The 17,093-nt window shown below is 64.5% G+C and carries 17 protein-coding genes; 7 read left to right on the plus strand and 10 right to left on the minus strand.

The genetic code is table 11. The features are described 5' to 3' along the window. Positions 1 to 11: 11 nt before the first annotated feature. From NTZ43_01000 to NTZ43_01020, 5 genes are all read right to left on the minus strand, one after another. The gene (locus NTZ43_01000) at positions 12 to 1,994 is read right to left on the minus strand and encodes a GAF domain-containing protein (GenBank protein MCX5765787.1); all 1,983 of its coding nucleotides are present in this window, start codon (positions 1,992 to 1,994) and stop codon (positions 12 to 14) included. A gap of 15 nt (positions 1,995 to 2,009) precedes the next feature. Continuing rightward, positions 2,010 to 2,729: a hypothetical protein gene (locus tag NTZ43_01005; GenBank protein MCX5765788.1), complete on the minus strand. Its 720-nt coding sequence runs from the start codon at positions 2,727 to 2,729 to the stop codon at positions 2,010 to 2,012. A gap of 46 nt (positions 2,730 to 2,775) precedes the next feature. Next, entirely contained in the window at positions 2,776 to 3,648 is an 873-nt protein-coding gene (locus NTZ43_01010; GenBank protein ID MCX5765789.1) for an MBL fold metallo-hydrolase, read from the minus strand. A 95-nt stretch (positions 3,649 to 3,743) separates the two neighbouring features. Further along, positions 3,744 to 4,418 carry a Crp/Fnr family transcriptional regulator gene (locus tag NTZ43_01015; GenBank protein MCX5765790.1) on the minus strand — a complete coding sequence of 225 codons (675 nt, stop codon included), beginning with the start codon at positions 4,416 to 4,418 and terminating at the stop codon, positions 3,744 to 3,746. Positions 4,419 to 4,506: 88 nt separating this feature from the next. Next, complete coding sequence (locus tag NTZ43_01020; protein ID MCX5765791.1) at positions 4,507 to 5,379, minus strand: hypothetical protein; 873 nt, start codon at positions 5,377 to 5,379, stop codon at positions 4,507 to 4,509. A gap of 215 nt (positions 5,380 to 5,594) precedes the next feature. Between NTZ43_01020 and NTZ43_01025 the strand changes: the two genes are divergently transcribed. From NTZ43_01025 to NTZ43_01055, 7 genes are all read left to right on the plus strand, one after another. Beyond that, positions 5,595 to 6,032 (plus strand): DUF1569 domain-containing protein, encoded by a 438-nt coding sequence (locus NTZ43_01025; GenBank protein MCX5765792.1) that lies wholly within the window; start codon positions 5,595 to 5,597, stop codon positions 6,030 to 6,032. Positions 6,033 to 6,151: 119 nt separating this feature from the next. Further along, positions 6,152 to 6,358: a 50S ribosomal protein L31 gene (rpmE, locus tag NTZ43_01030; GenBank protein MCX5765793.1), complete on the plus strand. Its 207-nt coding sequence runs from the start codon at positions 6,152 to 6,154 to the stop codon at positions 6,356 to 6,358. Next, positions 6,355 to 7,425, plus strand: coding sequence for a peptide chain release factor 1 (gene prfA / locus NTZ43_01035; protein MCX5765794.1), 1,071 nt, complete (start codon positions 6,355 to 6,357; stop codon positions 7,423 to 7,425). Before rpmE ends, prfA begins: the two co-directional genes overlap by 4 nt. Before the next feature lie 43 nt (positions 7,426 to 7,468). Further along, the gene (gene prmC / locus NTZ43_01040; protein MCX5765795.1) at positions 7,469 to 8,377 is read left to right on the plus strand and encodes a peptide chain release factor N(5)-glutamine methyltransferase; all 909 of its coding nucleotides are present in this window, start codon (positions 7,469 to 7,471) and stop codon (positions 8,375 to 8,377) included. Positions 8,378 to 8,400: 23 nt separating this feature from the next. Beyond that, positions 8,401 to 8,754, plus strand: coding sequence for a YlbF family regulator (locus NTZ43_01045; protein ID MCX5765796.1), 354 nt, complete (start codon positions 8,401 to 8,403; stop codon positions 8,752 to 8,754). Between the two features lie 2 nt (positions 8,755 to 8,756). Then, the gene (tmk, locus tag NTZ43_01050; GenBank protein ID MCX5765797.1) at positions 8,757 to 9,428 is read left to right on the plus strand and encodes a dTMP kinase; all 672 of its coding nucleotides are present in this window, start codon (positions 8,757 to 8,759) and stop codon (positions 9,426 to 9,428) included. Next, on the plus strand, positions 9,425 to 11,020 hold the full coding sequence (locus NTZ43_01055) for a S41 family peptidase (GenBank protein ID MCX5765798.1): 1,596 nt from the start codon (positions 9,425 to 9,427) through the stop codon (positions 11,018 to 11,020). Before tmk ends, NTZ43_01055 begins: the two co-directional genes overlap by 4 nt. A gap of 72 nt (positions 11,021 to 11,092) precedes the next feature. Here the strand turns inward: NTZ43_01055 and NTZ43_01060 are convergent, their stop codons facing one another. The 5 genes from NTZ43_01060 to NTZ43_01080 form a co-directional block, all read right to left on the minus strand. Then, a complete protein-coding gene (locus tag NTZ43_01060; GenBank protein MCX5765799.1) occupies positions 11,093 to 12,673 on the minus strand; it encodes a M20/M25/M40 family metallo-hydrolase in 1,581 nt (526 codons plus the stop codon). A 141-nt stretch (positions 12,674 to 12,814) separates the two neighbouring features. Next, positions 12,815 to 13,570, minus strand: coding sequence for an outer membrane lipoprotein carrier protein LolA (locus NTZ43_01065; protein ID MCX5765800.1), 756 nt, complete (start codon positions 13,568 to 13,570; stop codon positions 12,815 to 12,817). Then, on the minus strand, positions 13,567 to 14,586 hold the full coding sequence (gene aroF / locus NTZ43_01070; protein ID MCX5765801.1) for a 3-deoxy-7-phosphoheptulonate synthase: 1,020 nt from the start codon (positions 14,584 to 14,586) through the stop codon (positions 13,567 to 13,569). The genes NTZ43_01065 and aroF overlap by 4 nt, the downstream gene beginning before the upstream one ends. A 63-nt stretch (positions 14,587 to 14,649) precedes the next feature. Continuing rightward, positions 14,650 to 15,609 carry a hypothetical protein gene (locus NTZ43_01075; protein MCX5765802.1) on the minus strand — a complete coding sequence of 320 codons (960 nt, stop codon included), beginning with the start codon at positions 15,607 to 15,609 and terminating at the stop codon, positions 14,650 to 14,652. Positions 15,610 to 15,743: 134 nt separating this feature from the next. Further along, positions 15,744 to 17,093, minus strand: a 1,350-nt coding sequence (locus tag NTZ43_01080) for an AAA family ATPase (GenBank protein MCX5765803.1), incomplete at its 5' end; no start/stop codon positions are given.

Genomic DNA, 17,093 nt, shown 5'->3' on the forward strand with positions numbered 1-17,093 from the left:
TCGGCGTCGGTTCAGCGTCCCCGCGAGACAATCACGGCGTCGCTTCGCACCGCATCAAACACCCGCGCCTCAACAAAGGCTGTCAGTAGCGCGCTGTCGAGTGCGCCGTCGCGAGCCTCGTCGCGCAAAATGTCCAGCGCCCGCTCCACCGGCACCGCGCGCTTGTACGGCCGGTCCGTGGCGGTCAGCGCGTCGTAGATGTCCGCAATGGTCATCATACGCGTTTGCACCGGAATCTCGGCTGCGGCGACCTGCCGTGGGTAGCCGCTGCCATCGAGCTTTTCGTGATGCCCGTGTGCGATGGCCGGGATTCCCTTGAGCGCGCGCGTCCACGGAATCTGTTCCAAGAACCGAAAGGTATGCGACACGTGCGACTCAATCTCGCGCCGCTCCCGCTCGTCGAGATTTCCTTTATTGATCATCAGGTAGCGCAGTTCCTCGTTGGAGAGCAGCGGCTTCTCGACGCCGTCGAAGTCCACGAAGGTGCGGGCATTGATTTCCTCGAGTTCCTCGAACGTCCCTTCGGGAAGAATCGTCGGCTCGTTGGTGCGCACCACCGCGTCGAGAAAATGTTGGAGCCGCTCCCGTTCGGCGCGACGCACCTGCTCCAGATGCGCGAGCGCATCGGAATACCGCGCCTCCCCATGCGCCAGCAAATACTCGGCGCGCTCCCGTTCGTAGTGGAGGTCGGCGCGTTGCAGTAGGTACTGAAAGCGATGTTTGATGATAGCGAGGTCGCCGGGGTACAGTTTCTTCTGCTTCACGAGCACCTGCTCGCGGACCCCCACCTTGCCAAAGTCATGCAGCAGCGACGCATACCGAAGTTCGCGCAACTGGTCGCGATCAAATCGAGTGGCGGCATACGCGCCATCTCCCACGCGGTCCACCGCTTCGGCCAGCCCGCAGGTCAGCGTGGCCACGCGTGCACTGTGACCACTCGTGGTGGGATCGCGCGATTCAATCGCCGTGACCGAGGCCGTCACAAATCCCTCGAAGAGTCGTTCAATTTCCTCGTACAAACGGCTGTTCTCAATCGCCACGGCGGCCTGCGACGCGAGCGCACTCACCAAGTCCACCGCGCGCCGGCCAAACGGGAGCACCTCAGCGTCGACGTCCGCAGGAGTCGCGAGGCGCACGTCCGCGTGCCGCTTGCGATTGATCAATTGCAGGACGCCAATCACCTCGTCTGCGTGCGTGCGCATCGGAATCACGAGCATCGACTTGGTGCGATACCCAAGCGCGTCGTCGAATGACCGATTGAATGCGTACGGCACACCCGCAGGCGGCGCGTACACGTCGGCAAGCACAATCGGCTCACCAGTGGATGCCGCATAGCCCGCCACCGAGTGGTGGTCGAGTGCCATCTCCGATTCGTGAAAGGGAATCGACGGCAGCGTAAAGTTCTGCGTCAGCTTGAACTGCAGAAGAGCTGGCCCTCGTTCCGGACGCCGCACCAGATAGAGCGAGGCCGCATCCGCCGAGGCCAGTCGACGCGCCTGGCTGAGAATCATGCCGAGCAGTGTGAGGAGGTCGCGTTCGGTGGAGAGCGCGACGCCCACCCGCGTGAGTTCCTGCAGATCCGCCGCGCTCCGCTCTTCGCGACGTCGTGCGCGGCGCGCCATCGCCATCGCCATCGCCTGACGAAACGCCCCTTGAAGCACCGTGCGCATAACGGCGTCGCCGGCATCAGCGGCGACGAACCCCGAGAGGATCGACGCCGGAATGCTCGGTGCCGGTTCGGTGGTTCCGGGTTCACCGACCGCCACGATCGCCGCCACGTCTGCTATCCGCTCCAGTCCATGCTCGTGGCCGTGCACGCTTTCGCACAGCGACTCGTCGAGCAGGATGACCGTCGGTCGATCTACCGCCAGCGACGCCGGCTCCGGAAGACGGGGCACGCGCTGCAGCTCAACGTCGCCAGGGACCCGTTTGGCGAGAAAGGCGTCGAGCCCAGGGAGCGCGCGCCCCACCGGCGCGAAGACGAGCGGTTTCACGAGTGCCCTCGTGAATCAGGGCGTTTCGCCGAGCTTCGCGAGTTCCTTCTTGGAGGGCTCGTGATCCGGAAACTCCTTGAGGGTCTGCCGGAACAACGTGATGGCTTCGCCTTTCTTTTTGGCATCGGCCGCGGCAATCGCGCGCGAGTAAAGCATCACGGCCTGAAACGACATCTTCTTGGCTGCCTGTTCGCGTTCGGCGCTGGCCTGCTTGGCAAGCTCGGGTAATTTCATACCGGCGTTCAGCTTGCCGGCCACTTTGGTGACGAGCGCCATAAAGTTATCGGTCTTGTCCTGATCCACCGTTTGAAATTCAATTTCGCCCGTCTCCGCATTGAAGACGCGGGAGGTGAGTTTCATCGTGCCCTTGGGGTCGGTGATGAACGAGCCCGTCACCATGTGGTGCACGCCGAGCAGCTTGCCCAACTTCACGACGGTGGCCGCGTCCACGCGTCCGTCGCGCGACAAATTCTGTTCGGCAATCGCCTGCCCGAGGTTTTCGCGTTCGGTCAGCCGAATGCTCGTGTTCGCCGAGAGTTCCACGCTCATCAAATCTGCAATGCCCTTAGTGAGCGGCTCGAGTTCGGCGTTCGCCTTGCCAATCGCGGCATTGGTGTACGGAATTACGGCGACCGTCGCCTTGGACTGTGCCGCAAGCGGGGCGCTCACGCAGGGGGCGCTCGTAAGCGCGAACAGAGACAGCACGGTTGCAGCAGTAAACACGGGCAACTTCATCGAACCTCCAAGGTTCAGTCAGGTAGAGCGAGAGTGGACGGTGCCACTACACGTCGAGTGTCAGTCCTTCGGCCGCGGCCAGCACGCGAAGTGCTCCGCCGCGTTCCTGCACCAGCGCGCGGCACTCAGTGACGCGACGGTCCAGCTCGTCGTCGGTGCGACGCGGTTCATGGTGAAATAGTACCAGCGAGCCTACCGCAGCGTCGAGCGCGAGTTGCACGCCGTCACGGTAGGTAGAGTGCCCCCATCCACGGCGCTGTTCGTACTCTTCCGTGGTGTAGGTCGTGTCGTGCACCAATACAGTGGCGCCGCGCACGAACTCCACTAACCGGTCGCGCCAGCCATTCGGCGGACCATAGCGTTCGGCGTCGCCCAACTCGTTGTCGGAGATATACACGAGCGACTGCTCCGTGCCCGTCGCGGTAAAGCGATAGGCCAGCGCGCCCCCGGGGTGATGGACGTCAAAGGCGCGCACCTCATACCCGTTTCCGACGCAGCGCTCACCCTCCGCGATGTGCCGAAAATCAATCGTCGCGTCCAATTGCTCAAACGTGACCGGAAACACCACCGGCGACATTTGATCGCGCACCACGCGGTCGATGCTGGTTTCCAGCGACTTCGACCCCCAGATGGTGAAGTGATTGCCGCGCTGAAAGATTGGCGAGAAAAAGGGAATTCCCTGAATGTGGTCCCAGTGCGCGTGCGTCAGAAAAATGTCGCCCGTGATCGGGGCACCACTCGCGCGCTCGATGAGCGAGTGGCCGAGTTCGCGAATACCGGTGCCGGCGTCGAGAATCACCATCCACCCGTCCGCGGTGCGGAGTTCCACACACGGGGTGTTTCCGCCGTAGCGCACGGTACTGCCGCCGGGCGACGGAATAGAACCCCGCGTTCCCCAGAAGGTGAGCTGTAAAGTCATCGTGCGCGTCTCGGCATACACGACGATACCGCCGCGGCGTGCCGCAGCGAAAGACGACCGGTCACGACGCGAGAGTGACGCACGTCACACCGCGCCTAGACGCGCTGCTGCGAACGCTGTTCCAGCGCCGCGCGGTTCGTGACGCGAATGTGCCGGCGCTCGGTGGTAACCCACCCCAGCTCCTGAAAGTCGCGCATGGCGCGTGACACCGTTTCGCGGCTCGCGCCGATCACGTGCGCGATGGTTTGGTGCGTGAGGCGCTTGGCGATCAGCTCGCTGCCGCCGTCATTGACCGCGTCCAGTAACATGCGGGCAATGCGCCCGGGCACGTCGAGCAATACCAGTGTTCCAATTTTGATATCGGCGCGGCGCAGCCGGCGCGACAGCTCCAGCATCAGCGCCCAGGCGACACTCGGATTGGCTTCCACGCGACGTCGAAAATCTTCGCGACGCAGCACCAGCAACTCCGCGTCCTCCATCGCAATCACATGCGCCGAGCGTGGCTGATCGTCAATCAGCGACAGTTCGCCAAAGTGCTCGCCTTCACTCAGGAGGCCGAGAATCACTTCGCGGCCGTCCTCCGCCACCAGCACCACCTTCACGCGTCCGCGGCGGACGATGAACAGCGAATCGCCCGGATCATCCTCAAAGAGAATCACACTCCCGCGCGGGTACGACTTCTCCCGCAACGCGTCGGCGAATTTCGCGACTTCGTCGGCGGGGAGCGATTTGAAGAGCGGAACCGTGGCGAGAAAATCAGCGACGTGCATAGCGGAGATCGGGACGGGGGAGTTCGCGCGCTCTGGCGAAGTTAGGCGCTCGCCAGAGGTGGGTCAAACCGCCGAGGCGTATTCGGCGTCAAAACTTGAGAGCAAAGCCCACCCACGGTATGCCCGGGAAGATGCCAGACTCGCCCTTGCCCACAAAGTTCAAGAATCCAAGGTCGGTGGAGAGACGGTCCCCCACAAAGCGAATGCCATACATCGGCAGCACATAGCCTCCACCGCTTCCGGTAAAGAAATAATTCTCGGTCATGAGCATCACGCGGCGCGACACGCGCTTGGTGCCCCCGAGCATCAGCGTGGCGTCTCCGCCAATCTTTCCCTGCGAGTACGCCCAGCCGAGGCCGTAGGTGAGCGCGTCGTCGGCATCGCCATTGGTGGCCGTGACATACAGCAAGCCGGCGCTACCGTTGGTATGCCCGGCAAAGCCCACCAACGCGCCAGCCGCCACGTTGAATCGCTCCCCTTTGACGAGCGACAGCTTCGGCGTGAGATAAAACACGTTGTTACTGAAGTCACTCGACGGAAACACCGACATCCCGCCACCGAGCATCACGCGATCGGTCACGCCGTACGACCCGTTCACGAAGAACAGATAGAAGTCAGAGAAATAGCCGTCGCCGGCGTCGAGCATGCGCGCCGTCGGCCCAAAAAACAGCCGCGTGTCGTGCGGATTGGGGGCCCAGTACTCGCCATCGTGGACATCGGACGCCCGCACATTGCGGCGCTCGCGGATGGCCGCTTTGGCGAAGGTGAGACGACCGCCGCCCGTCACCACCCAGAGGCTCTCCGCTGACTCGCGCGCGAGCGTTCCGACCACGGTTGAGCCGTCGCGGATGCGCAGGAACACCGTCGAGTCGCGAGGAGCGGCGGCCGCTGTGCTCTGGGCGGCCAGCGGGGGCGCAACCAGTGCGCCGAGCAGCATCCCGAATCCAAGAATCGTGCGCATGCTCACCTCCGTGCGAGAGAAATGCGTGCGTGCGATAGTGCCTCGTGCATCATACCACCGAGATTCGCCAAAACCGACAGTTGGTAACCCAAATCCGGCCAGCCCGTCGCGGGCGTCGCACACCCGTCGCAGAAAGGCGCGCCGCCCCCTTGAACGACGGACGGTGCAGGGCACAAGTTTCCAGTCGTTCGCCCCCCTTCAACCCACCGAGCCCAATGAGCCTGCATACCCCCGGCGCGCGCGATGCGTTCATCGCGCGCGTGCAATCTGTAAGCGCCTCAAGCCCGCGGCACTGGGGCAAGATGTCGCCCGACCAGATGCTCTGGCACGTCAATCGCGGACTCTCCGGAAGTCTGGGACTCGAAGCCGCCACCCCGTTCAAGATTCCAATCCCGCAGTGGCTTATGCGCCCCATTGCGCTCTACCTGCCCTGGCCCAAGAGCTCACCCACGGCGCCGCAGTTCGTCGCCGCTGGCACCTACGATCTCGCGCACGAGAAAACGGTGCTCGTGGGGCTCATTCAGGCCGTGGCTGCCAAGCCGCTCGACAGCGAGTGGGGAGACCACCCCGCCTTCGGCCGGATGAGCGGCCGGCAGTTCAGCCGGCTGAACGCGCTCCACTTGGACCATCATCTACGGCAGTTTGGCGCGTAACGCTAAGTGGCGGTGCGATTTACCCTATTTCAACGAGTTGGCGCAGGCACTTGAGTCTGGGGTGTCGCCTCGCTATTATTCAAGGCTCGCCCAGAAATCAGCCGGAGGAGGATCCGACGATGAAGCCAGAAATCCATCCCGTGTACGCAACCGCCAAGGTTATTTGCGCGTGCGGAAACACGTTCCAGACCCGTTCGACTCAGTCCGAGATCCATCTCGATATCTGTGCCGCGTGCCACCCGTTCTACACGGGCAAGCAGAAGATGATCGACACCGCTGGTCGTGTTGAGCGCTTCCGCCAGAAGTACGCCAAGGCCGGCGCCTGAGTCTACGCAGTCTCCTCGCCGAAGCGCTCGAGCGCTCGGCGACCGTCGAACGAGAGCTTCTCGACCCCAAAACACTGCGGGACGCGAAGCTCTTGGCGTCTCTGGGGCGTGAGCGCCAGCGGCTCGATCAGGTCGTTGAGCGCGCCGCGCGTTTGGCAAAATGCGACGGTGAGCTCGTCGAGACGCGCGAGCTCGCCGACAGCGGCGACCCCGACATGGCCGCCGAAGCGCAGCAAGAGATCGAGCGGTTGCAAACGGAAATCCTGCTGATCGAGGAACAGCTCAAGCCGCTCCTCCTTCCGCACGATCCGCTCAACGACCGCAACGCGATCGTCGAAATCCGCGCTGGCACCGGCGGAGACGAAGCCGCTCTCTTCGCGGCCGATCTGTACCGCATGTACACGCGCTATCTCGAAAAACGCCGCTGGAAAGTGGAGATGCTCTCGTACTCCGAGGGCACGCTCGACGGCGTAAAGGAAGCCATCTTCAAAGTGCAGGGTCCGGGCGCATTCGGTGACCTGCGCGGCGAGAGCGGCGTGCATCGCGTGCAACGCGTGCCCGCGACCGAAGCCGCCGGGCGCATTCACACCTCCGCCGCCACGGTGGCGGTGCTCCCCGAAGCCGAAGAACTCGATCTCAAAATCGAAGCGAAGGATCTTCGCATCGATGTGTTCCGCTCCAGCGGCCCTGGCGGCCAGAGCGTGAATACCACCGACTCTGCGGTGCGCATAACGCACCTTCCCACTGGGCTTGTGGTGAGCCAGCAGGATCAGAAGAGTCAGTTGCAAAACAAGCTGAAGGGCATGGACGTGCTCCGCGCCCGCCTGCTCGACATGAGAGTCGCCGAGCAAGAAGCCGAGCGGTCCAAGCTGCGCCGCTCGCAGGTCAGCACCGGCGACCGTTCGGCCAAGATTCGCACGTATAACTATCCGCAGAACCGCGTCACCGATCACCGCATCAACTACACCACGCACGATCTCACCGGCGTGCTGGATGGTGATCTGGGGCAGTTGGTCGAGGCGCTGAAGTTGGCGGAGATGGAAGAGCGTCTGGCGGGCGATAGTTGAACCACAGCAGGTCAGGCGCCGTACCTCGAACCTTAGGGCCCGCGTGATCCTCGGTAGTCTGCTGGATGACCTCGCGCAGCAACTTGCCGGCCCCGACGTCCCGCCCTCGCGCGCCGACGCTCGCGACCTGATCGCTTCCGTACTCGACCGCCCGCGCTTCTGGCCCAGTGCCAATGCCGCGCTCGAGCTCGACGACGCCACCGTGTCGGCCATCACCGCTGCCGCGGCTCGCCTGCAGCAGGGAATGCCGCTGGCCTACGCCGTTGGCAAGGCTGCCTTCCGACACCTCACCCTGCAGGTAGACGCGCGCGTGTTGATTCCGCGCCCTGAGACCGAGCTGCTGGTGGATATTGTGCTGGCGGCTGTTCCGCAGGGGGGCGTCGTAGCCGATGTGTGCACCGGCTCGGGCGCGATTGCCCTCGCGCTGGCCACCGAGGGGCGGTTTGAGCGAGTGATTGGCACCGACCTCTCCTCCGACGCCCTCGACGTCGCACGCGCCAATCTGGAGGCGCTCACAGCCCTGTCTCAGGCCGACTTCGCCGAGCGGCAATCGAGTAGCTCCGCACCGTTGGGGACGATCGCGCCCGTGGAGTTCCGCCAAGGGGACCTGCTGGCTCCGCTCAGAGGGGAACGCCTGCGAGCGATCGTGGCGAATCCCCCCTATATTGCTCCGGTTGAAGCAGGCGATCTCCCGTCGCTGGTCCGTGACTGGGAGCCCCATTTGGCCCTCTTCAGCGAAGACGATGGCATGCGGGCAATTCGCGCGATTGTGCGCGGGGCGCCCGATTTGTTGGAACCTGGCGGGTTGCTGACGGTTGAAATCGACAGCCAGCGGGCCGATCTGGCTCGCGCATGCGCGGAGGAGGATCCGCGCTGGCGCACCGTCTCCGTTCGGATGGACCTCACTGGCCGCGAGCGGTTTCTCGTGGCGCAACGCAATGACGCCCCCTGAGTTGGGGAATGGAGACACGAGGGATGCTGTCCGACAAAGCCACAGAACTGGGCCGTCTCATTGGCCAGAGCTCGGAATATCAGACGGTCAAGCGCGCCAGCGATGCGCTCACCGACGACAAAGCCGCCGTTGCCATGCTCGAGCGTATGGAGCAACTGCGCGTTGAGGCGCAAAAAATGATGGAGCGTGGGGAGCAGCCCACCGCGGAAATGGAGCAGGAACTCGACAGCTTGCTTGGCCAAGTCCAAACCAACGCGACCTACCAGCGCGTGATGGTGGCCAACGAGAACTTCGATAAAGTGATGGTGCAGGTGAACCAATGGATTCTCGATGGCATCCGAAAGGGTGCGGCGAGCCCCATCATCACGCTGGGATAACGGTGGCACGCGGCCGTCTGATCGTATTCGAAGGGGGCGAGGGGGCGGGGAAGAGCACGCAGCTCGCCCGCCTTGCGTCGCGTCTGACAGCGGCCGGCGTTCGCGTGGCGAATTTTCGTGAGCCTGGCGGTACGCCATTGGGCGACGAAATTCGCCGCCTTCTGCTCGACCCAGCAGGGCACATGTCGCCGCGCGCGGAAGCGTTGCTCTTTATGGCATCGCGCGCCGAACTCGTGGAGCGCGAACTGCGCCCGGCGCTCGACGCGGGAACGTGCGTGTTGCTCGACCGGTTCTTCCTCTCGACGTATGCCTACCAAATGGGAGGACGCGGGTTGCCCGACGCTGATGTGCGCGCCGCCAATGGCGTGGCGACCAATGGACTCGTGCCGGACGTGACTGTGTTGCTCACGGTTGCGCCAAGCGACGGACTGCAACGCGCCGCCAAGCGCGGTGCCGCCGATCGTATGGAAAATTCCGGCGATGAGTTTCACACACGCGTCGCGGAGTCGTTCGCTCGCTTCGCTGCCCCAGACTGGCAGGCCGCACATCCCGAATGCGGTCCCATCCACGCGGTTGATGGATCCGCCGCCGAAGCGTTGGTCGCCGCGCAGGTCCTCGACGTGGTGTGCCGTCACTGTGCCGAGTTTCGCTCGGCACTCCAGGTCACCGCATGAATCGCCGTCCGCTTGCCGCTGTGGTGTTCATCTTTTTGGCGGCGCTCGGCGTCGGTGGCTGGCTCGTGCGTCGCGGCGTTGCGGCCCCACCCACGGCCACGCCGCGCATCACCTCCGCGCAGGGGCAACGCCTGCTCGGCGACGTCATGCGCTACATCCGCGATAAGTGGGTGGACACCGTCGCCGCCGATGACATGTTCCGTCGCGCCGCGCTCGGCATGGTGCGCGAACTGGGCGACCCGAACACCTCGTATCTGCCGCCCGATCGGCTCAAGCGACTGCGCGAGGCCACCACGGGGATGTACACGGGGATCGGCGCGTCGATTGACACGCGCGAAGGTTGGATTGCCGTGATCGCCACGCGCCCCGGCTCTCCCGCCGAGCGCGCCGGTGTGCGCACGGGCGACCGGCTCGCCGAAGTCGAGGGCCAGTCGATGCACGGCTGGACGGTCGACGAAGCGCGCACCGCGCTGCGCGGCCCCGTTGGGAGTAAGCTGAAGCTCTCCATTCAGCGCGGCGGCAATCGCATTCCGCTCATCATTGAGCGTGGGGAAGTGCACACGAGCAGCGTGTCGCGCGCGATGATGCTCGACGAGCATGTTGGATACTTCGCCATCACAGGCTTCAGCGATTCGACCGCCATCGAAACATCCGCGACGGTGGATTCGCTCGTGAAGGCCGGTGCCACGTCAATGGTGATGGACCTCCGCGGCAATCCGGGTGGATTGCTCACGCAGGGCGTGGCGGTGGCCGATCTGTTTTTGGATTCCGGCTTGAAAATCGTCACCACGCGTGGCCGCGGCGTAGCGGCCAGCACCGTGTTCAATGACAAAGCGTCGCAACGGTGGCCGTCGCTCCCCGTGGTGCTCCTCGTCAACAATTTTACCGCCAGCGCCGCGGAAATCGTGGCGGGCGCGCTGCAGGATCACGATCGCGCGGTGGTGATGGGGCGTCCGACCTATGGGAAGGGCAGTGCGCAGGCGGTGATGCAGCTAGAAGACGGAGGCGCGCTCAAGGTCACGAATGCGCTCTGGTTCACGCCGGTGGGGCGGAGCATTGATCATCCGCACGCTCGGCGAGAGGTGGATGTGAGCGCCGACACCGCCAAGCCGCGCTACAAGACCGACAATGGTCGTGTGGTGCTCGGCGGCGGTGGTATCATTCCCGATGTGTCGGCCGGCGACAGCACGGTCTCGATGGCCGAGCGCGCGTGGGTGGCGGCGGTCGGGACGAAGGTGCCGCTGTTCCGTCTCGCGTTGAAGGACTATGCCGCCGAGTTGACGCGCCGTCGTGCCGCGGCGAACGATGAGTTCGTGGTCACGCCGGAGATGCGCGACGGACTGCTCACGCTGCTGCATGCGCGCGGCCTTGATGTCTCTCGCGACGTCTTCAACGATGCGCACGAAGCGATCGACCGCGTGATCGGGGCTGAGGTGACGCTCCAGGCATTCGGTGTGCTGGGTGCGCAGCACCGCGCGGTGCACAACGACCCCGTGATTGCGCGAGCGACGAAGCTGGTGGCGAACGCGGGGGCGCCGGCGGCGCTCTTCAAGCGCGTGGTGGCGCAGAGCAAGGACAGCGCCCGCAAGTAACGGCAACGGCGAGTAAAAAGAGCGGGCCGGCGAATCGTCGCCGGCCCGCTCTTTTGTATGACCCGCAATCTTTTACGGCTGCACCTTCGGCGGTCCCTTCTTCGGCAGCATCGCATCGCGCTGTGCGGCCTGCCAGGCGAATGCGGCGACCACGGCCGAGTTCCACTTCATGTCGTCGGCCTGAATGCGTTCGTAGACATCGGCATTCGAGTGGTGGGTACGGGTGCCGTATTCCACCGGATCCTGAATGAACTGGAAGCCCGGAATCCCCACGGCATCAAATGCCTGGTGGTCGGTGCCGGTGGTGTTGGAGATAGTGGTGGTCTTCATGCCGTCATTCTTGAACGGCAGCATCCAGGCGTCGAAGATCGAGCCGACGTTGGCGTTCCCCTGCTGGTACACACCGCGAATTTTGCCGGTGCCGTTGTCTACGTTGAAGTACGCAGAGAGCTTGGCGAGTTCGGGCTTGGCGCCGGTCGAGTCCTGCAGATGCTGACGCACATAGGCGCGCGAGCCAAGCAGTCCCTGTTCTTCTCCGGTCCAGAGACCAATGCGAATGGTGCGGCGCGGCTTGAGGCCGAGCGACTGAATCAGACGCATCGCTTCCATCATGACGGCCGAGCCGGCGGCGTTATCGGTGGCGCCGGTGCCGGCGTGCCACGAATCGAAGTGCGCGCCAATCATGACAATTTCGTCCTTGAGTGCCGGATCGGTTCCCGGAATCTCGGCGAGCACGTTGAACGAGCTCGGGTCGTCATCGTAGAACTTGTTCGTCATCTCCAATTCGAGGGTGACGGGCACGTTTTTCTGCAGCGTACGGTACACGCGGCCGTAGCTCTCGGCGCCCACGTGCACCACCGGCACCTGGGCTTCGTTCTTGTTGTTGTGCGGATTGCCGTTGTCAGTGAAGATCGTGCCACCGTCCCCGCGTGCGCGGAGCAACACAGCGCCGACCCCTTCCTTCTCGAGAAAGCGCATGGCTGCGGTGTCGCGCCACACCGTGGCAAAGTTCATGCGGGCGCCTGGCACCGCGCCGGCGCCGCCTGCACGACCACCACGACCGGCCGCCTGCGGCGCCGGCGGAGCCGCCGCAGCCATCGTGGCGAGTTGTTCATCGGTGAAGCGCGAGAACTCGGCGGTGAGGTGCGGGCGCACATCCACGAGCGAATCGACGAGCAGGAACTTCCCCTTGAGCTTGCCGGCCATTTTGTAGAGATCGGCCATGGAGTCGAGCTTTACGATCATCGCGCCGCCACTCACCTTGCCCTTGGTGCTCGCGCTCCAGGCGCGCGGCGCGGCCTGAATGGGGAACGCTTGCGGCGCGGTGGCGTGGAAGGTCATGCGCTCGTTCGTCCAGCCGCGGCCAAACGGGCCCCACTTTTCCGAGCGGACGTTGGCGAGTCCCCAGCCTGTCATGGTGGACTCGGCCCAGTCGCCGGCGCGGCGCGTGATGGGCGAGCCGGTGAGGCGTGGACCGTGCACGTCGGTGAGCCAGCTCATCATATCCATCACTTGCGACTTCGTCATTTCCTCGGCCTTAATGCGCTCGAAGGTGGCGACGTCAACTTTTTCCTGCGCCGGCAGTGCGGCAGCAGTAAGGGCAAACGCAACGGTCAGCGCAATAGCGCGACGCGCGTCGGAAAACATCCGCATGCGGACACTCCTCGAGAGTGAAAGGGCACTACGTCTACGAACAAAGGTGGCACGGCGTTGCCGCGCTGTCATCCGGTTACCAGGCCCTGGTGGCTGGAAGCGGCGACCATCGGCCACTGCGCACGCGGCCGGCCGAGCGCTTCAGGGGCGTTTGCCGCCGCCCATCATGGCCGCTTGGTCGATAATGCGCGTTCCCGCTGGCGGGGTGAATCGTAGGGCATCGGCAGGTAGCACACCGTTCAGCCGAATCCGCGTGAAGCGGACCGTGCGGAGCATCCCACTGGGCTCGACCGTTTCGACCTGCCAGAGGAGCGTGTCGGCGCGGCCGATCCACAGCCGAGCTTTCTGAAACATCCCGCCATTCTTCTTCGGCACGAGTTCATACACGCCGGTGGTTCGGCCGTCGATTTTGTCGTCGGGAAGTGCTTTCGTCTCAAACTCCGCGGTCGGAAGCGAGAGCAACTGCGAAATAAAATCGAAGTTTCCCCCGACCGCGCGCGATAGCTTGAGCACCTGTCCCTTCATCGTGCTCGGCAGGTACACCCAGACCGCCGAGTCGTCGCTCACGATCGCGTCGCCTGCTGGGTCTGAGTAGCGCAGGGCAAAATGCAACGCACCGTGCTGAAAGAGTTCTCCCTTTGCGGTGCGAGCGCCAGAGACGCCGGGGTTGGTCAGCGTCTGCACGAAGGTGCCACGGAGCGACGCGAACTCGCGGTAGCGGACCGACGCGCGCCGGAGCAGTGTCGGCGTCGTATCCTGCTGCGCCGAGAGCGTCAGGGGAAACATTAGACTCAGCGTCGCCCCCACCATCACCGTGCGACCCGCGCGCGCGGTGATGCGCCCGGCGCTCCGCCACGCGGTCGTCACAGCGGTGGACGGCGCGTGCGCCTCGCTCACGCGATGGAGCGGTCCACGGCCTCCGCCACACGGCGGAGCTGCACCATGAGATCGCTGAACTGATCGAGCGTCAGCGACTGGGCGCCGTCGGAGAGTGCACGATCGGGCTGCGGATGCATCTCAATCATCAGGCCGTCGGCGCCGCACGCCACAGCGGCGCGCGACATTGGCATCACTTTGTCGCGACGCCCGGTGCCGTGACTTGGGTCGGCAACGATCGGCAGATGCGACAGTTGATGCACCACGGGAATGGCGGTGAGATCGAACAGGTTGCGCGAGGCACTATCAAAGCTGCGCAGTCCACGTTCGCACAGAATGACGTTTGGGTTCCCCTCGCTCAGCACGTACTCGGCGCTCAGCAGGAGATCCTGGATGGTCGCGGCCATGCCACGCTTGAGCAACACCGGCTTGCCGATGCGCCCCACCGTTTTGAGCAGCGAGTAGTTCTGCATGTTGCGCGCGCCAATCTGAATGCAGTCGGCCACTTCGGCGACGAGATGCGCGCCTTCGTCGTCCATGGCTTCGGTGACGATGGCGAGTCCGGTCTCCGCTTTGGCGAGCGCGAGGAGCTCGAGCCCTTTCTTGCCGAGCCCCTGAAACGAATACGGCGAGCTGCGCGGCTTGAATGCGCCGCCGCGTAGCGCCTTGCCGCCTGCGGCCTTCACGGCGCGCGCCGACTCGAGGATCTGCGCTTCGGACTCTACCGAACAGGGGCCCGCGATCACGGGCACATCTTTACCGCCAAAGGCGACGCCCGGTGCGATCGTCACGATCGTGCTGTCGGGGCGCCATTCGCGGGAGACTTGTTTGTATGGATTCGAAACGTGAATGACTTTGGCGACGCCGGACAACTCGGCGATGAGCGAATCATCCACCCGTCCGTCGTTACCGACGAGTCCGACGGCCGTGCGCTGTGCACCCGGCATCGGAGCGGGCGTGTATCCCATCGCCTTGATAGCAGCGCACACCGCATCGACATCAGCCGAGGTCGCGTGGTGCGACATCACAACGAGCATGGTGAAACGACCTCACAAAAATGAGAGAGCAACGACCTCTCTCAATATAAGCGGAGGTGCTGTCTATTGCCCTTTCCAGAGCGCCGACACGGTTTTGGTGACGCCGTCGCCCTTGAAGCGAATGAGATACACGCCGGCCGGCACCACGCGGCCATCGTCGGCTCGCCCGTCCCACGTGAGGCGTGGATCACAGCCAGAGTCGCTCTGCGGGTCCGAGCGGCCATAGCGGCCCGCAGGGAGGGTGTTGCCCACACCGAGCCCACGTCCAGGGAGAATGCGAGCCACGTGGTTACCCCGCAGGTCAAAGACGTCAAGCGACACGTCGCTCTGGACCCGAAGATCGAACCAGATGCAGGTGCTCGCGACTCGCGCGGTCGGAAACGGATTGGGAAAGTTCTGAAACAGCGTGGTGGCGAGCGGTGCGTTTGCGTCGCGGATTACAAAGGTCGACGCGCTCTGCACCGTGATACTGTCATCCCCTGGGACGACGGCGCGCACCGACCAGCGATACGACGTATTGGACTCGAGGTCGGCGAAGGCGGTGAAGGCGGTGTCGCTCAGCGTGGCGGTCTGCACGGGATCGCCGCGCAGGTTGCTGAAGATCGTCAGGAGGTAGCGCCACGGCTTGGCCGGCGCGAAGAGGTGCGCGCTGGTCCAGACGAACGTCGGGCGAACCGAGCCGATGGTGGTGCCGTTCGCGTTGTTCGGCGCGACCAGCGACAGCCACGTCGCCGTGGTGCGTGGTCCGGTGGCGTCGCTCAGTACGAGCGCGCCGAGCGCCGTGCGGGCCCGCACGCGCCACCACACGGTGATGCGTTCCGGCAACAGATGCGGCACCACGATAACTGTTGAGCCGCCGGTGACGGTGCTGTCCACGAGCAGCGCGCCGGTAAAATCCGAGCGCAAGCTGAGTTGCAAGGTGAGTTGCAACGGCAACTCACTCGCCGTGAATCCAGTGGCGGTGATCACGAATCGTGGCGTGCCTTCGCGAATCGGATTTCCGTCCGGTCCGACGACACTCACCGACCCGGAAGTCTGCGCGCCAGCGAGACGAGCACCGGCGCACAACAGCCAAAGGGCTACGCCGGCGAGGCGGGCACACCCACGCCATCCGTGGATGGCGTGACGTACTCCGCGGCGCATCGCCGGCGTCCGGCTCACACCGCCGCGGGTTCGCCGGCCGTCGCGTCCACCGCGGGACCGCGCATCCGCACGCTCACGAGCGAACTGACGCCCGGTTCCTGCATCGTCACACCGTACACCGCATCGGCGGCTTCGGTGGTCGTGCGCGGATTGTGCGTGATGACGATGAACTGCGTGTTGTTCTTGAACTGGTTGAGCATCCGCACAAAGCGACCGATGTTCTGGTCGTCGAGCGGTGCGTCCACTTCGTCGAGCAAGCAGAACGGGCTCGGCTTGGTGAGGAAAATGCCGAACATCAGCGAGAGGGCGACCAACGCGCGCTCGCCACTCGAGAGCAAGTTGATGCGCTGCGTTTTCTTGCCACGCGGTGATGCGTGGATTTCGATGTCGCAGTCGAGCGGCGACTCCGGGTTTTCGAGACGCAAGTCGCACTCGCCGCCGCCGAACAGCGTCATGAAGATATGTCGGAAGTGGTTGCGTACTTCCTCGAACGTCTTGAGGAACATCTCGCGCGCCGTGACATCGATCTCGCGAATCGCCTGCTGGAGCGAGAGCTGAGCCTGCGCGAGATCGTTGCGCTGACCCTGCAAGAAGTCGAGGCGCTTCACTTCTTCGTCGTGCTCTTCGATCGCCAACGGGTTCACCGGTCCCAGCGCGTCGAGCTGCGCGCGCAACTGGTCGGCTTCGGCACGGAGCGCCTCGTCGTCGAGCTCCACGGGGACATACGTGGCCATGAGTTCGTCGAGCGGCCGGCGCCATTCGGTTTCGAGACGCTCCTTAATGGCCGCGCGCTTGCCGGCCAGCTCGCTGTGGCGCAGTTCTGCCGTATGCAACGTATCGGCCGCGGCCACCGCATCGCGGCGGATCGCGTCGAGGGCATGTTCGGCATCGGTCAACGCGCTGTCCGCAGCGCGCACGGCCGTCTCCGCTTCTGCGAGCGCGGCTTCGGCGGCTTCGAGGACCGTCTGACGCCCGCTCAGCTGCTCTTTCCACGCCAGCATCTGCTGTTCGAGCGCGGCGTCGTCCTGCGCGAGTGCGGCGAGTTCACGCTGCAGCATTTCAAGTCGCGTCGTGGCACTGTCGCGTTCGCGCTCAAGGCGCACCCGACGCTCCATCGCCACTTCACGCCGCGCCTGCGCCTGCGCGTGTGCCACCTGCGATGCCGCTCGCGCCTCGCGCGCGGCATCCTGTACGCGATCCGCTTCGGCCAGCGACTCACGCGCCCCATTCACGCCCTGTTCGGCGGCGGCGAGTGCGATGCCTTCCTGCTCCATCGCGGTGATGCATTCCGTAATGCGCGCGCCCAACTCGGCACGCCGGCCGCTCAGGCGTGCGGACAATGCCACGGCGTCGGCCAGCTCGCG

Source organism: Gemmatimonadota bacterium (assembly GCA_026387915.1).
In the GTDB taxonomy this organism is placed as follows: Bacteria; Gemmatimonadota; Gemmatimonadetes; order Gemmatimonadales; family Gemmatimonadaceae; genus Fen-1231.

What these genes read in the sequence shown, in the direction of transcription:
- NTZ43_01005 (MCX5765788.1), bottom strand. Translation starts at nt 2,729, where the DNA reads ATGAAGTTGCCCGTGTTTACTGCTGCAACCGTGCTGTCTCTGTTCGCG.
- NTZ43_01010 (MCX5765789.1), bottom strand. Translation starts at nt 3,648, where the DNA reads ATGACTTTACAGCTCACCTTCTGGGGAACGCGGGGTTCTATTCCGTCG.
- NTZ43_01015 (MCX5765790.1), bottom strand. Translation starts at nt 4,418, where the DNA reads ATGCACGTCGCTGATTTTCTCGCCACGGTTCCGCTCTTCAAATCGCTC.
- NTZ43_01020 (MCX5765791.1), bottom strand. Translation starts at nt 5,379, where the DNA reads ATGCGCACGATTCTTGGATTCGGGATGCTGCTCGGCGCACTGGTTGCG.
- NTZ43_01025 (MCX5765792.1), top strand. Translation starts at nt 5,595, where the DNA reads ATGAGCCTGCATACCCCCGGCGCGCGCGATGCGTTCATCGCGCGCGTG.
- rpmE (MCX5765793.1), top strand. Translation starts at nt 6,152, where the DNA reads ATGAAGCCAGAAATCCATCCCGTGTACGCAACCGCCAAGGTTATTTGC.
- NTZ43_01045 (MCX5765796.1), top strand. Translation starts at nt 8,401, where the DNA reads ATGCTGTCCGACAAAGCCACAGAACTGGGCCGTCTCATTGGCCAGAGC.
- NTZ43_01055 (MCX5765798.1), top strand. Translation starts at nt 9,425, where the DNA reads ATGAATCGCCGTCCGCTTGCCGCTGTGGTGTTCATCTTTTTGGCGGCG.
- NTZ43_01060 (MCX5765799.1), bottom strand. Translation starts at nt 12,673, where the DNA reads ATGCGGATGTTTTCCGACGCGCGTCGCGCTATTGCGCTGACCGTTGCG.
- aroF (MCX5765801.1), bottom strand. Translation starts at nt 14,586, where the DNA reads ATGCTCGTTGTGATGTCGCACCACGCGACCTCGGCTGATGTCGATGCG.